This window comes from Microcoleus sp. PH2017_08_TRC_O_A (genome assembly GCF_020738665.1).
GTDB lineage: Bacteria > Cyanobacteriota > Cyanobacteriia > Cyanobacteriales > Microcoleaceae > Microcoleus.
On sequence record NZ_JAEQCE010000061.1, the window covers coordinates 17065 to 31770 of the forward strand.

Annotated in this window: 11 protein-coding genes; 5 read left to right on the forward strand and 6 right to left on the reverse strand. The window is 46.1% G+C overall.

What is annotated here, in order from left to right:
- Nucleotides 1-217 precede the first annotated feature (217 nt).
- Nucleotides 218-625 (reverse strand): HEPN domain-containing protein, encoded by a 408-nt coding sequence (locus tag JGK22_RS20775; protein ID WP_293193402.1) that lies wholly within the window; start codon nt 623-625, stop codon nt 218-220.
- Nucleotides 615-1007, reverse strand: coding sequence for a peptidase (locus JGK22_RS20780; RefSeq protein ID WP_293213726.1), 393 nt, complete (start codon nt 1005-1007; stop codon nt 615-617). The genes JGK22_RS20775 and JGK22_RS20780 overlap by 11 nt, the downstream gene beginning before the upstream one ends.
- 879 nt (nt 1008-1886) lie before the next feature.
- Here JGK22_RS20780 and JGK22_RS20785 point away from each other — a divergent pair.
- The gene (locus JGK22_RS20785; protein WP_293193399.1) at nt 1887-3947 is read left to right on the forward strand and encodes an elongation factor G; all 2061 of its coding nucleotides are present in this window, start codon (nt 1887-1889) and stop codon (nt 3945-3947) included.
- Nucleotides 3948-4201: 254 nt separating this feature from the next.
- Here the strand turns inward: JGK22_RS20785 and JGK22_RS20790 are convergent, their stop codons facing one another.
- The gene (locus JGK22_RS20790) at nt 4202-5161 is read right to left on the reverse strand and encodes a GNAT family N-acetyltransferase (RefSeq protein ID WP_293193398.1); all 960 of its coding nucleotides are present in this window, start codon (nt 5159-5161) and stop codon (nt 4202-4204) included.
- Between the two features lie 54 nt (nt 5162-5215).
- Here JGK22_RS20790 and JGK22_RS20795 point away from each other — a divergent pair, with 54 nt between their 5' ends.
- From JGK22_RS20795 to JGK22_RS20805, 3 genes are all read left to right on the forward strand, one after another.
- A complete protein-coding gene (locus JGK22_RS20795) occupies nt 5216-5419 on the forward strand; it encodes a hypothetical protein (protein ID WP_293186248.1) in 204 nt (67 codons plus the stop codon).
- A 499-nt stretch (nt 5420-5918) separates the two neighbouring features.
- On the forward strand, nt 5919-7406 hold the full coding sequence (gene pap / locus JGK22_RS20800; RefSeq protein ID WP_293186246.1) for a polyphosphate:AMP phosphotransferase: 1488 nt from the start codon (nt 5919-5921) through the stop codon (nt 7404-7406).
- Between the two features lie 501 nt (nt 7407-7907).
- On the forward strand, nt 7908-8894 hold the full coding sequence (locus JGK22_RS20805) for a YdcF family protein (RefSeq protein WP_293186244.1): 987 nt from the start codon (nt 7908-7910) through the stop codon (nt 8892-8894).
- On the opposite strand, the gene JGK22_RS20810 is transcribed toward JGK22_RS20805, so the two are convergent.
- Nucleotides 8891-9241: a hypothetical protein gene (locus tag JGK22_RS20810; RefSeq protein ID WP_293186242.1), complete on the reverse strand. Its 351-nt coding sequence runs from the start codon at nt 9239-9241 to the stop codon at nt 8891-8893. The genes JGK22_RS20805 and JGK22_RS20810 overlap by 4 nt on opposite strands.
- Nucleotides 9242-9784: 543 nt before the next feature.
- Between JGK22_RS20810 and glsA the strand changes: the two genes are divergently transcribed.
- Nucleotides 9785-10708 carry a glutaminase A gene (gene glsA / locus JGK22_RS20815; protein WP_293186240.1) on the forward strand — a complete coding sequence of 308 codons (924 nt, stop codon included), beginning with the start codon at nt 9785-9787 and terminating at the stop codon, nt 10706-10708.
- A gap of 236 nt (nt 10709-10944) precedes the next feature.
- Here the strand turns inward: glsA and JGK22_RS20820 are convergent, their stop codons facing one another.
- On the reverse strand, nt 10945-12759 hold the full coding sequence (locus JGK22_RS20820; protein WP_293186238.1) for an adenylate/guanylate cyclase domain-containing protein: 1815 nt from the start codon (nt 12757-12759) through the stop codon (nt 10945-10947).
- A gap of 170 nt (nt 12760-12929) precedes the next feature.
- Nucleotides 12930-14036, reverse strand: coding sequence for a FecR family protein (locus tag JGK22_RS20825; RefSeq protein ID WP_293186237.1), 1107 nt, complete (start codon nt 14034-14036; stop codon nt 12930-12932).
- Nucleotides 14037-14706: the final 670 nt, after the last annotated feature.

Here is a 14706-nt window from a genome sequence, read left to right on the forward strand (position 1 = left end):
TTAATCGTTTCCAGACGAATTTGTAGGGGCGGGTTCACCAACAATTTACGATAAAAATCAACAATTTCATAAACCCGCCCTCCCCCACCAACAATAAAAATGTACCATAAATTTATTTGTAAAATGTTGATGTAAATAATCGCGGGGATGGGGCGGGTTTATGAGATTATTTGTGGGTTTCATATATGGTGGGTGAACCCGCCCCTACTATTATCGCTCAATTTTCACGATTTAATTCACTCAGAGATGTCATAATATTTTGAGCTATTTTCAAAGCGATTTTAACATCGCTTGATAATGTAAATACCGTATCCGCATAATCTGCCTTATTCCTGAACAGCCTTAATCTGCTTAAGTTCTCCCCTATTTTTATCATTTTTTTAGCTTTAGATTTATGAAAAATAAATTCTTCAGCCACATATTGATGTTCGTTAATATCAGAATTTTTGCGAGAAAGCCTAGAGTCTTGTTCAACATCGCGCAAGTAATTTCTAGCTAAGCAGAATACTGCATAGTATGATCGACTTATTGCCGATCGCAATTTTGCCTCATTATTGTCAGAATCGCCAGAGATTGCCGCCAATTCTTGGGCTAAATTCAAATATTCAGACCAATCAAATCTCATTTGACTCAAATCCCAAACTAATATGCAATTTACTATTGGTAACAGTAGTTATCTTATCCAGCCACCAAGTATCATCAAGAATCATCAATTTTTCAAAAGCTTCATCGACTTCTAGTTTAGTGTAGATCGTAATCCAGAGCGATCGCCAATTGGCAATTTCTGGATCGGTTTTCACTTCCAAGGCTAATCTTTCGCTAGGAAATAGTTCTCTAACTTGAGAATGAGCTTCTAAAATTACACTTAGCATTACTTCCTGCTCAATAATTAACTTAAAAGCTTCAAGAGGTTCTTCTACCGTGTAGAGACTTCGGATTTTATTGAAATCAGCGATTAAATAGTCAAAGGGTTCTGTTTTAATAGCTTGCTCTTGGATAGCAGTCATAATTATTGCTTCTGAATGCTTTACTTGTTAGAATTTTAGCAAAGATGGGCGCTATTGTGGAAAGCCTGTGTGTCATGCCGATCGAATTTACGCACGGGTGCCCAGAAACCGAATATGTTTGTGATGGTGATACCGAAGTATTGTCCTAAAAAAGCCGATTTCTGGTTACTCGTGAGTATTTGTAGGGTGTGGATACATCAAAAATCTCTCAACAAAGAGCGACAATTTAAGAGCGACGCACCTTATATATAAGGAATAAAAATTAAATAACTTAAGCAAATTTGTGGGATGAGCGGGAGAGCCCGTGCAGAAAGGACGGGCGGGACGCCCATCCCACAACAATCATCAAAGTGTAAGTTATTAAATTTTCATTCCTAAGGCTCAAAAAACAAATCAAAAAAATGTTGGGTTTGTTGGCGCACGGATTGTGAACCAAGAAAGGTGCGTCGCTAGGAGATTGTTTGTCACATTTAGGGATTTTCGCGACACACCCTACAACTAATTTCTCTCGCTGCGTGGCGAGAAACCGGGTTTCTATGAATATTTTTGGTTGAGTACGAAAAATTTAGGAAGAAACCCGGTTTCTGGGATTAGCAGAGAAACCGGGTTTCTATGAATATTTTCGGTTGAGTAAGAAAAATCTAGGAAGAAACCCGGTTTCTGGGATTAGCATTTTCACAAATTGATTTACAAAAATACTTAATACTTCACAGTAATTAATGAATTTGTGTCGCAATTTAAGTTTAAACTAAGAACGATCGCAAAATAAAAGTTTTCAGATTCACCAGGGAAGAGATCGGAGAAACCGGCAAACACAAGTTTTTTTCCTGAATATCATCTTCTCCTTCCCCTTCCCCTTCACTTTGTGTAGGAGGCTATATGAACGAAAATGTCATTAGGGCCACGCGAAACGTTGCAATTGTTGGCCCTTATTTAAGCGGTAAAACCGCACTTCTCGAAAGTTTGCTGTCGGTGACAGGGACGATTACTCGCAAGGGTAATGCTAAGGATGGTAATACGGTAGGTGACAGTTCGCCCGAAGCGCGCGATCGCAAAATGAGCGTAGAAGTAAACGCCGCGAGCACCGAATACGAAAACGTCCGCTTCACATTTCTTGACTGTCCCGGCTCGATCGAATTTGTCCAAGAAACTTACAATGCACTTATCGGTGTCGATGCAGCCGTGATTGTTTGCGAACCGGTTGCCGATCGCACTTTAACCCTCGCCCCGCTGTTCAAATTCCTCGACGATTGGGAAATTCCCCACCTAGTTTTCATCAATAAGATCGATCGCGCTTGCACAGACGAAACCACCTGCGGTAGCAACTTCACCGACGTACTCAACGCGCTCAAATCCGTTTCTAGCAGACCAATTGTACCTCACCAATACCCGATCGGCAAAAACGAACAAATCATCGGTTTTATCGACTTAGTAACCGAACAAGCTTACCACTATCACTCCGGCGCACCCGCAGATCCAGTCCCGCTTCCCGAACACCTCAAAGCACAAGAAAGCGCCGCGCGACAGGAAATGCTCGAAGAATTGGCTAATTTTGACGATCGTTTACTCGAAGAATTGCTGGAAGAAATCAATCCCGATGCTGAAGAGATTACCCGCGATTTCAAGATGGAATTAGGCGCTGATTTAATAGTGCCCGTATTCATCGGTATCGCCGAACAAGATTTCGGCGTGCGGCCTCTGCTGGAAGCTTTACTCAGAGAAGCGCCGACACCGGAAACTACAGCAGAGCGACGCGGTTTTATACAAGGTGAAAACAAGGTTCTCGGTCAAATTCTCAAAACCTATTACACGCCTCAAGGAGGTAAGCTATCGTTAGTGAGAATCTGGCGGGGAACCCTGACAGATGGAGCAGTTTTGAACGGGGTTCGAGTTAACGGTTTGTACCGATTGACCGGCCAGCAAACGCAAAGTTTGCAGTCCGTCAGTGCCGGGAAAATTGTCGCTGTAGGCAGGCTGGAAGGCTTGAGAACAGGCGATGTGCTGGGTTCTGACGAATTCTTGCCAAAAGCAGAAATCATCTCGCCTGTGTACGCACTGGCGATCGTCCCCGAAAAGCGCAATGATGAAGTTAAGTTGAGTTCTGCCTTAGCTAAACTATTAGAAGAAGACCCATCTTTAGTTTGGGAACAGCACGGAGATACTCACGAAGTTATACTTTGGGGTCAAGGTGAAATTCATCTGAAAGTAGCCTTAGATAGGTTGCGCCGCAAGTACAATTTGCCGATGGTAACTCACTTACCGCAAGTACCGTACAAAGAAACCATCCGCAAACCTGCATCTTCCATTCATGGGCGCTACAAACACCAAAGCGGCGGACACGGACAGTTTGGCGACGTGTACCTCGATATCGCACCGCAGCCTCGCGGAGAAGGTTTCAATTTCACTGACAAAATAGTCGGCGGAGTCGTTCCAAAACAGTATATTCCCGGCGTTGAAGTGGGAGTGCGCGAATATTTGGATCGCGGCCCGTTGGGTTTTCCCGTGGTAGATGTATCGGTGACTCTGACTAACGGTTCCTATCATTCTGTTGATAGTTCGGAACAAGCTTTTAAGCAGGCGGCGCGGTTGGCGATGCAGTCGGGGATGGAGAAGTGCGAATCAACTTTGCTGGAGCCGATCGCCAAAGTTGAAATTTGCGCTCCCAACGAGTGTACATCAAAGGTGTTGCAGTTGGTCAGCGGACATCGCGGTCAAATTCTCGGCTATGAGGGTAAAGCAGACTGGAAGGGATGGGATGCTGTTTCGGCTTATTTGCCGATCGCGGAAATGCAGAATTTAATTGTAGAATTGCGATCGCAGACGATGGGTGTGGGATTTTTTAACTGGGAGTTCGATCGATTACAAGAAGTACCGGAACCTTTGGCTAAGCGGGTTTTGCTTACGACTGGTGGGAATGGGAATGGTAACGGTAAAAATTAAGCTGTAGCGGCGGGTTCACCAACCATATATAACGATGACCAACAATATATAAAAACCCGCCCCATCCCACCATAAATCTGAATGTACATTGATATTGTTTGTTGGGTGGGGCGGGTTTTTGAGATTGTTTGTTGGGTGGCGATTATGGTTGGTTAACCCGCCCCTACAGCATTAAAAACACTTTTCAATTCATGTTGGGTGGGGTGGGTTTACTTTAAGAACTCGGGTATCTAGCGTTCACTACCAACCTTGTTTTAAACTGGTTTAGCCCACGACAGCCAAGTTTCCATCGGGCGGAAACCGACTGATTGGTAAAGCTTTGTTGCACCTGTCAAACTGTCGGCATCGACGCTGAGTTTAGCTGTATTTGCACCCGCCGCTTTTAAGGTGTGCAAACCAGCTAGCAGCATCGCTTTTCCTAAGCCCATTTTGCGAAAGTCCCGCCGCGTACCCAATAGTTCAATCCAACCGTCTTTTGCGTCGCTGCGGGGGTTTTTTTGGGGTTTGATTTGACAGTCGCAAAATGCTGCAAATTTACGATCGCCCGAAACAGCAATTAAGTCTAATTCCGGCTGATAATTCTCGTCTTGCATCCAGTATCGCACGGTTTCGGCTGTTAAATCGTGGTGGTTCCAGTGATCGATAAATGACTGGTTGAACATTTCTACCCAGGGTTGGATGTCTTTTTCCCCGGATACGTGCGTCAGGGCAAAATCTGCGGGAAATTCGGGTGCGGGAATTGGTTCGGCGAGCGATCGCGTCATTGTGAGAAAATAGCGATCGACTTCAAAGCCCTCTTTCTCTAACAGCCGCATCTCGTCGCTTTCATCTTCCCGACTGTAGGTACGCAATTTCGCGGGCAAATTCCGTTGTTTCGAGACTTCGCCCAGGCGCTTTTCGCCCCATTTAATGATATCTTTTTCCAAATCTTGGCCGCGCGCCTTTGGATGCACGTAAAACCAGAGACAGCCGTCTATTTCATCCTGGGAATCTGGCATATCTAGGAGTGCTAAACCAATTAGTCTGTAGTTTCCGTCTTCCCACAACTGTACGTCGCGGGCTTTGTCGAGTGTGGGGGCGTCGAGTACAAGCTTTACTTCGCTGGCGGATACTTCTTCGCCGACTCCATCGACTGCTTCGCAAGCATCGATTAAATTGGCGATCGCGCACCAGTCACTTTCACCTTTGTAGGAGCGTGTTGTCAAGATATTCATAGAAAACTTTGCAATCCGTAAATTCGGACTGTTCCTGTTAGTGGGTATTGGCAAATGAGTACAGTAATTTGGACATTTTGCACAAATGTCGGTAACAGCCAAGATGCCTGTTCCACAAATGGACATTTTGCACAAATGTCGGTAACAGGTAATATGCCTGTTCCACAGCTTTTAGTTGTTGAGAATGGTGTTGATAAAACTCAGAAACCTGTTTATATCACCCAGGCTTTCAGGTTTTATCTCATGGCGCAATCATAAAAATTGGTTTGCCCTTTTGGGCTAGTTTTGTATTTGAGTTGCCGATCCGAGAAACGCCCAACGTTCGCAAGCAGCGCGCTGGAAGTTATCGAGGCTGATGCTCGATCAACTATTATTTAAATAAATTTGATACAGCTAAGTAAAGAAGTTTTCACCCCCACCGGGTAGTTGATTTTTACTTGTACTCTGTTTTACAATAAATCCTGTTGCAGGGATTTGTTGCTCCTCCTGTTTGCTCGCCCGATCGGGGGAGGGGAGAATTTGAACTTATTAAAAAGTTGCCTTATTCAACTATAACCGCTCAGGTTTTTTTTGGCAAGTTTGAGGCAAGGGGAGTTTTGTTTCTATTAACTGTCTCCCGGATTGGGCGATATAAGCATTGCACTTTTAACCGAGCATAAGTGTATTTTTTATAACTTTTTGCGGCACTTGAAGATTTAATTTTATCCTAACGTTAAACTAACGTTAAACTGCTGTCTCAGATTTGCATGAGGTCAATATGCTCGACAACCTCGATTTAGATATTTCCTTGGACAAAGAAACCTATGATGCCAAAATCGAAGTTTTAATGCAGCAGTTGCGATCGCTCCAACAGACCTGCTGGGAAAAAAAACTGCCTGCAATCATCGTACTCGAAGGCTGGGCGGCCGCCGGCAAAGGCGCCCTGGTCAAAAAAATGGTGGGGTACATGGATCCGCGGGGGTTTGCCGTCCACCCGATTTGGCCGCCGTCAGAGGCAGAAATGGGCTATCCTTTCCTGTGGCGGTTTTGGGAGAAACTGCCGGCGCGAGGGCGGATTGGTTTTTTCTACCACAGTTGGTACACTCATGTTTTAGAAGACCGATTGTTCCAGAGAGTTTCTGACGCCGAAGTACCGACAGTCATCAGGCAAATCAACGCCTTCGAGCGGCAGATGGTAGATGACGGCGCGGCGATCGCCAAATTTTGGATTCACCTGAGCAAAAAAGAACTCAAGCACAGGCTCAAAAAACTAGAAGACGACAGCTTACAAGCTTGGCGAGTGCGGCCCGAAGATTGGAAACAAGCCAAAAAATACCAAGAATACACAACTTTGGCCGAAGAAATGGTAACTCAAACCGGCACGGGCCCGGCACCTTGGACGCTAGTAGAAGGGGACTGTCAGCGCTGGGCGAGAGTCAAAGTTTTAACGCAAATGGCAGCGACAATTACAGAAGCCCTAGAGAGACTCCCGACGCAATCTGCACCACTGAAATTGCCACCTCAAGAAAGCTTGTCACCCACCGAACCCAACTTGCTCGCCCAAGTAGATTTGACTCAATCGCTGTCGCCAGACGAATACAAACAGGAACTTCGCGCAGCACAAACCAGTTTTGGCAAACTGCAACAAAGCATCGACGAAGATGAAATCCCTGTCTTAGTGCTGTTTGAAGGTTGGGACGCCGCCGGTAAAGGAGGCGCGATCAAACGCTTGACGGACATCCTAGACCCCCGCAGTTACACCGTTAATCCGTTTGCTGCCCCCACGGATGAAGAAAAATCTCACCACTACCTCTGGCGGTTCTGGCGGCGGTTGCCGACTGCTGGTAAAATCAGCATTTGCGATCGCAGTTGGTATGGTAGAGTGCTGGTCGAACGAGTGGAAGGATTTGCCACCGAACCCGAATGGCGCCGAGCTTACCAGGAAATTAACGAATTTGAGGAGCAACTCACCAGTTTCGGTTGTGTCGTAGTTAAATTCTGGCTGCACATCAGTCCAGACGAGCAACTAAAGCGGTTTACAGAGCGAGAAAAAAATCCATTTAAACAATACAAACTCACTCCTGAAGATTGGCGGAATCGCCAAAAGTGGAATTATTATGAAGTGGCGGTGAATCAAATGGTTCAGCGCACCAGCACCCCGTCAGCTCCCTGGACTATAATTGCGGCCGATAACAAGTATTATGCTCGTGTTAAAGTAATTCAAACGGTAACGCAGGCAATTCGGAATCAACTGAAACGCCGATAAATTGGGATTGGTGAACGGGTAACAGGTAATGGGAAAAATAGCAGCAGCACAAATCAGGCTTGAATTGCCAAGTCAATTTCACCTGCCGCCGGCTCCATCCATTATCAATTACCGATCGACCATTAACCAACTATCGATTACCAATTATCTGTCAGCAATCTGTGACCCGCCCCAAAACGGGTACAACCCCCCAACGCTATGAGTGTGGAGAGCCTAAAATTTTAGACCAAAGTGCAAGCTCCTAGATTCATCTGTGGAGTCAATCTAAAATCTAAAATTTAAAATTTAAAATCGACTGACTGGAAGTAGCGGGATCTCCTTGCGTGCAACCAATAGTTGATAGCTGACCGGAATAGAGCATTTCTCAGAAATGCGATCGAACTGTGCGATCGGCCAAAGTTAACAACCCAACTCAACCGATGCCCGTATTTGCTCCCGCAGCTAAATTAGCGCTCGTTCCACACTTCCGTACTAATTTATGAAGACACAGAATATTGCAAGATGCCTGAACTATTCGCTCGCATTCTATTTCTATTCCTCCTCTTCTCACTGATCAAATCGTGGTGGGATCAATCAGGAGGCAAAGACAATCCTTTAATAGATCGGCTGCGCGTTTTGCTGCTGATCAGCCTTTTGTTCCTCGCTTTTTTTGCCCCAGACACGCCAGTCGGAGCAGCGATTTTTGGCTTAATAGCTTTCTTCTTTAAGCCGCTAGGTTTTGCGATCTCACTGTTGGTGATTGCATCGGCGCTGATCACGAACGGGGGCATCCGCAACCCGGCGCCGAGAATGATCCTGGCTGCGCTGCTGGTTTTGATTCTGTCGAGTATGCCAGTGGTGGCTTATTGGTTCGCAGATCAAGCAGAACGAGATGCCGCAGCCCGCACAGTTTGCTGCGATGAAACAGCAGCGGCGATCGTCCTGCTGGGCAAGGGAACGACTAACAGTCACAACGCTAACCGAGAAGCAATTCAACTGACAGACACAGGCAATCGCTTGCCCTATGCTGCTGTTTTGTACAAAAAAGAACTAGCACCTTTGGTGATTGTTAGTGCTGGGCCCAGAGCAAATTTACAGAATGATACTGGCGAAGCTAAAGATATCCAAACTTTGCTGGCAAGCAACATGGGCGTGCCGCGCAACAATATCGTTCTCGACGATAATGGCAGGAACATACGCACCAGCGCCGAGGAAGTGAGAAAGATCCTCGACAGCCGCGGCGTCGGGCGCAAAGTAATCCTGGTAACATCTGCAATTCAGATGCGACGTGCCAGCCTCGCTTTTGCGAATATGGGAATCCAGGTGATTCCTAGAGCTACGGACTTCTACACTTACCAGCCAGTGTCAGGAGGGCATTCCAAACTGCGCTTAGACGCGGCAGATTTCCTGCCCAGTGCAGAAGCTTTGGTAACTACGACACGAGTATTCGATGAATATTTCGGGTCTGTTTATTACTATTTGCGCGGCTGGCAGGCTCCCAGAGCCTAAAGCGGCAAGTTGGTGGTGTTTTTTTGAGGCAACACCGACTGCTCCCCAGATTGGTTTAACATTTCCTGAGAATGAGACCTTTGTGGGGGGCTGTATTTTCTCATTCCGGCGGGATCGCCGACGGCAAAGTTGGCAGTTAATAAAAACACCGCCCAAAATATAGGCTCCTCCCACTTAGATTTTGTTGGAGTTGGTGCTGGCGTTGTGACTGATTCAACGTTTACTTTGATATCTAATTTGCCTTCAATTTCTTTGCCTTTGAGAACTCCGTCCTTGCAGACACCCTTAAAAATCATCGGAGCGGGTTTTGGTGCTTCTGCTGCATCTGTTTTCGGTTCGTCTGCCATTTTTTTTATCCTGGGTTTGAGTAGATCCGATTGGATAGTAGATTCTCAGAGGTTCGGGGGTTTTCCGGAAAGGATTGCGCGAACTCTGAAAAAATTAAATTAAATATGCACCCCGCCCCTGATTGGGGATTAAAAATAAGAAGTTGAAGGCATTTCAAGCTAGTCCTTGTTGATTTTGGGTAGCAGCGCTGCCTTAATGCTGCTACCTATCTATCTGGGTGAAAGGGAGGTTTTTATGCAAAGTACAGATTTTTAGGAAAATTTTGTCAATAATATTGATTAGCTGCCCGCAGGCGGTAACGATCGCAGCCTGAAAGCCGATCGCACTTGCTCTCATATTATGTCCGGTCAATTACCATAACAATCAAAGTTAGCGCCTGCGGACTGAAGTCCGCACTACGAACCAATTTTATTGCGATAGAGCGATCGCACTTGCTCTCACCTCACAAACCGGGTTTTTCCCGGAGCTCAAGTGTCGCAATGTGCTTTAAAAACAGGGTTTCTGGTTCACAAGGGCGATCGTAAATATTTAAATAACCGAAAGTGAAAACACCCACCAGCAAACTATCTTCCCTGGAACCAGAACAACTGGCAGCTTGGGCAATAGAGGCAATTAATCGCAGTAAATCCGGTAAAATCCCCGCATACGTACCTCTCCTTGCCCAAGCCGACAGACAATGGTTTGCCGTGCAAATTCGGGCAATTGACGGTCAAATTTTGAGCTGGGGTAGCGCTGCTACCACATTCCCGCTGATGAGCGCAGTCAAACCTTTCGTCTTGCTTTACTTGCTGTGCGAATTGGGTGAAAAAGCAGTTTTTGACTGCGTGGGCTGCGAGCCTTCGGAACTTCCTTTCAATTCTCTGACTCAACTCGAAAGGGATAAAGGGAAGCCGAGAAATCCGATGATTAATAGCGGGGCGATCGCTCTAGCGTCTTTGATTCCCGGTGAAAATGCGGTGGTGCGCTGTCAAAACCTGCGAACTTGGCTGAACCAACAGGCAAAAAGTCAGCTATTTGTTGACGAGTTAATGCTCGATTCAGTGAATGCTATGCCGAATCAAAAAAATTGGGATCTTGCCTTAGCAATGGTAGAATCTGGTTATCTACAAAACTCGGAAATTGCGTTAGAAACCTACAATCGCGTTTGCTGTTTGTCTGGAAGTGTAGAGGATTTGGCGAAGCTGGGAATGGTGTTGGTAAATGGTGGTGAAGCGATCGCGGAAAACTGTCGCACTGTGAAAGCGCTGATGGCTACTTGCGGTTTGTATGAAGCATCGGCCCGCTTTGCGCTGCGGGTGGGAATTCCCGCTAAGTCGGGAGTTAGCGGGGCTTTGTTGTCGGTGATTCCGGGCGAAGGGGCGATCGCATCTTACAGTCCGCCTTTGAATAAAGAGGGAAATTCTGTCGGCGGTTTGTTTCTGTTGGAACAAATAGCTAAATCTTTGCGGCTGAGTATATTTGATTAGATTGGGTAATTGGTAATTGGTAATTGGTAATTGGGAATTGGGAATTGGGAATTGGGAAGAAGGCCCGCGCAGGACATTGTTATTTGTTATTTGTTATTTGTCCGATGTTATTTGTTAGTGGCTACCAATAACCAACTACCAATAACCAACTACCAATAACCAACTACCAATAACCAATAACCAATAACCAATAACCAATAACCAATAACAACTGTCAACTGTCAACTGTCAACTGACTACTGCTTTTCACCCAAAATAGCATAAACCACAGTTTCTTCTTTTTTGCCGCGCAATTGAATCGCTCCTACTTTTTGCCCTTCGTAGCGATCGCGCACGTAAGCAAAAGTTCTCCCCGTCACCAACAAATTAAAAGGACTGTCAGAAATAATTTCCTTATTCATCGCCTCCAATCTAGCCGCAACGTTGACAGCATCGCCGATTACAGAATAATTCAAACGCCGGGAACCGCCGACGCTGCCGGCAACTAACTGTCCGGTATGCAAACCAATGCCAAACTTAATTAAAGGTTTGCGGTCAATTCTAAGCTGCTCGTTGATTTTGTGCAGCTTTTCGTGCATGGCGATGCAAGCTGCTACGGCATTTAAAGCATCTTGTTGAATTTCGGGATATTCTGTGTGGCAAAAAGGTACACCAAAAACTGCCATAATTGCATCACCAATGTATTTATCGACAACGCCGCCGTGATCCATAATACAGTCGGTCATCGCTTCCAAATAATGGTTCAGCCAGGTGAGCAAATCCCGCGGCCGCATTTTTTCGGAAATTGAAGTAAAACTGCGAATATCCATAAACAGCACAGTTGCTGTAAGTTCTTGAGGTTCGAGTTCTCCCTGTTCAAATATCTCTGCTTTGCGTTCCCAAATAAGCTGAGCAGTTTCGGGGGCGACGTGTTTTTCAAATAACCTCATTAACTGCTGTTTTTCGTACTGTTCCCGCACTTGTAAAGCAGTACCAGATAAAATGAGGGTGCCGATGGGTGCGGCAACGGGAAGCCACCAAAAATAGTAGCCAAATAATACAGCAGCAGCCGTAACCCAAATTACAGGTAAACCAAGGGCGATCGCAATTCTTGCTTTAACACCTCGGTTGCACAGCACCGAAGTAGTAAGGGGGCCAATCCCCAACAATAACAAAATTTCTAGCGCTGCGGGCAGTCGCTTTAGCAATCGCTGATTGAGCAAATTGTCAACTAAAGCTGCATATAAATAAACCCCAGCAGTAGTCTTGTTCAGAGGTGTAGATATCTGGTCAAAACCCGTAGCGACTAGACCGACTAAGACTAATTTATCAGCTAAAGCATTTTCAGGAATTCTACCTTCTACAACATCCACAAAAGCATAGGTACGTAGATTTTCTGTTTTCCCGGGCCAGTTAACCCAGACTGTTTGTTCCTGCATATTTTGTGGCTGCGGCAGCAATACAGGATTTTGCGGGTTAGCAGCGTTGTACCTCTGAGTCATTACTAAACCGAAGTTAGGAATGGAGTCGAGAAATATTTTTGAATCGCGGCTAACGCCGTCGCTGTTCGGTTCGTGCATTATATGTCCGACACCTGCGGCGGCTGCTTTTAAAGATGCTACTGGCTGTTCTTGGGTGGTTCTTGGGAGTACAACTTTGCCATTTGTGGCGATCGCAGCGGCTAACATTTCATCTTTCGGACTCGGATCGAGGAAAAGAATGTCGAAACCAACTGCTGTGGGGGGAAATTTTTTTAAAGCTGACAGCAGGGCGGCGTAGCGATTGCGCGACCACGGAAATTGACCGTATTCCTGCAAGCTTTGGGGTTCGATCGCAATTACCGCAATTCTCTCATCCCAACCCGGATTTGGCAAAACTCCCGATTCTCGAATTTGAAATAGGGTTTTGTATCCCAAATATTCAAGGGGTTTCCACATTCCCAATTGCAGCATGGCGACAGACATTATTCCTGCTACGGCGCCTGTCAGCCAGGGAGGATTTGTGATGAGATATTGCCGGATGCCAATCAGTTGATTGTGTTTCAGATGCTCGATCAATTGTTTGAACTTCATTCAATTAATTTGACGCAATAATTGACATTCGATGCTGATGTTCGGATAATACCGGGCGGTTGAAACCGCGTCTAGACAAACAAAACCCGCCTCCGCGGGTTGAAACCAGACCGATATTTCAGATGATAATACCGGGCGCTTGAAACCGCCGTCCGATCTAGATCAGTTGTTTAGGGAACTGCGAGGTTGTAATGCTTTTCTCTGACGGACGATCCTCTCACTACAATTTTGAGGCGGCGGCTGGCCGGTAAAATTCCTTGGATTTTGAATTTACCTTCTCGATCGATCTTAATGGCTTGGTTGTTGACATAAATTATGTCGATCGGGTTAATTTGACCGCTGAGGCGATAGATATTCCCACCGAGTCTCGACAAACTGCGGACTTTGAGATCGGCTAAGCGAGGGCTGGCTGATGGCGGTGCGGGGGGAGTTTGAGGGAAAATTTCCGTGGCGTTACCGCCGTTGACAACTACTTCGGAGTCGTTTTTGCCAGATACTCCGACTGAACCTTCAATGGTTTCGACTCCGGTTTTGCCGTCTGGGCCGACGCTGACGCCAAAGGATGTACCCCTGACTCCGGCAACGCCTTCGGGGGTTTCAACCCTGACTGGGGCGGTTCTGGGAGATTTTTTTTGTTGGGCTATTTGATTGGTTTCGGCAATTGGGCTGAATGTATTTAAGGCGGCAATTTGCTTGGGTAGGATAATTGCTGAGGTTTGAGCTGCGGCTGTGGGCGCAGCAGTTTTGCCGATCGACAATCTCACTCGTCCCCTGCTGACAAAAATAGCTGTGTCGTTTTCGCCTGAAGTGCTTGACAAATCGGATATTCTAACTGCGGTTTTTTCGGCAACTTCAACGATGCCGGTGTTGTTGTCGATCGCTAAGCGGGCTGTGGAATCGGGGTCGGTGATGATTTCGTCTCCGGGGGCGAGGAGCCGATCGCCGACGACGGCGGGCCGCCCTTTAAAGGTGACTGTACCGCGAATTTCTTGAATTTCGAGCGATCGGCCTGTCGCTGTTCCCTGAGCGTTGATTGTCTTGGTTGGGGATGGATTGGCTGCCGCTATTACCGGAAATTTTGGAGACTTTGAGCCGGTTGGTGGTGCTGGCGGTCGATCGACCGAGATAATTTTAGTAGGGTTTGACTGCTGTTTGGGGGATGGAGACAGCGGACTGGCGATCGTAGGGCGAAAGGCTGGAAGACAGGCCAGCACAGCTAAGGACAAACTTAGGAGTGGAATTTTGGTCGATCGCCAGCAAGTAAAAATTTTATTCATATTTTCTATTTTGTCATGTTGAAGTTCTTAGACTTCATTTGCTTTATTAGACTTCTTAAATCCGGAAATCGTTCCATTTTTTTTGCCATAAAACAGCAGCCAAAATAAGCTTTCTCAGCAACAAAGCTTACCATTAAATCTTCTTTTTATTGTCAAAATTTAGTAAACTGTTACAACGAGGCAGTTTCCTCAGATTTGATGTGTAATTTTTGGGTTCCCCAGACCAAGAGTCTTGCAGAACAAGAGTTTTCGCCGCTCTCAATAGGAAAGAGCGAATATTTATATATAGCAAACATAAAATTAATTACTGCTAGTAAAGGTCTTTTGGCTTCGGCCGGAAGGATGAATAATTGGGAAGAAATCCTGTAGTTGTGGCAATTAATAAAAAGATTCCCTTTGGGAAGTGATAAAAAATAATTATATAAGTGGTGCGGCTGGCTTTGGGAGTGGAGCTTGTGCCTGTGCAACCAACGCAGGCTGGGCCGAGCGACAAGGGGGCAAAGATCGAGCAACTCCGACTAGAATAGCTGGTAAAAGTATAGTCATCTATTACATGACATGGGAGGCTTCAAGTCCCTCCCCTTTCGCTTTCACTTCGAGCGGATTAACCCGCCTCGGCTGAGCTACGCAGCTCTCTATCCCATTGCTGAAGGCATTTGGGATTGCTTTT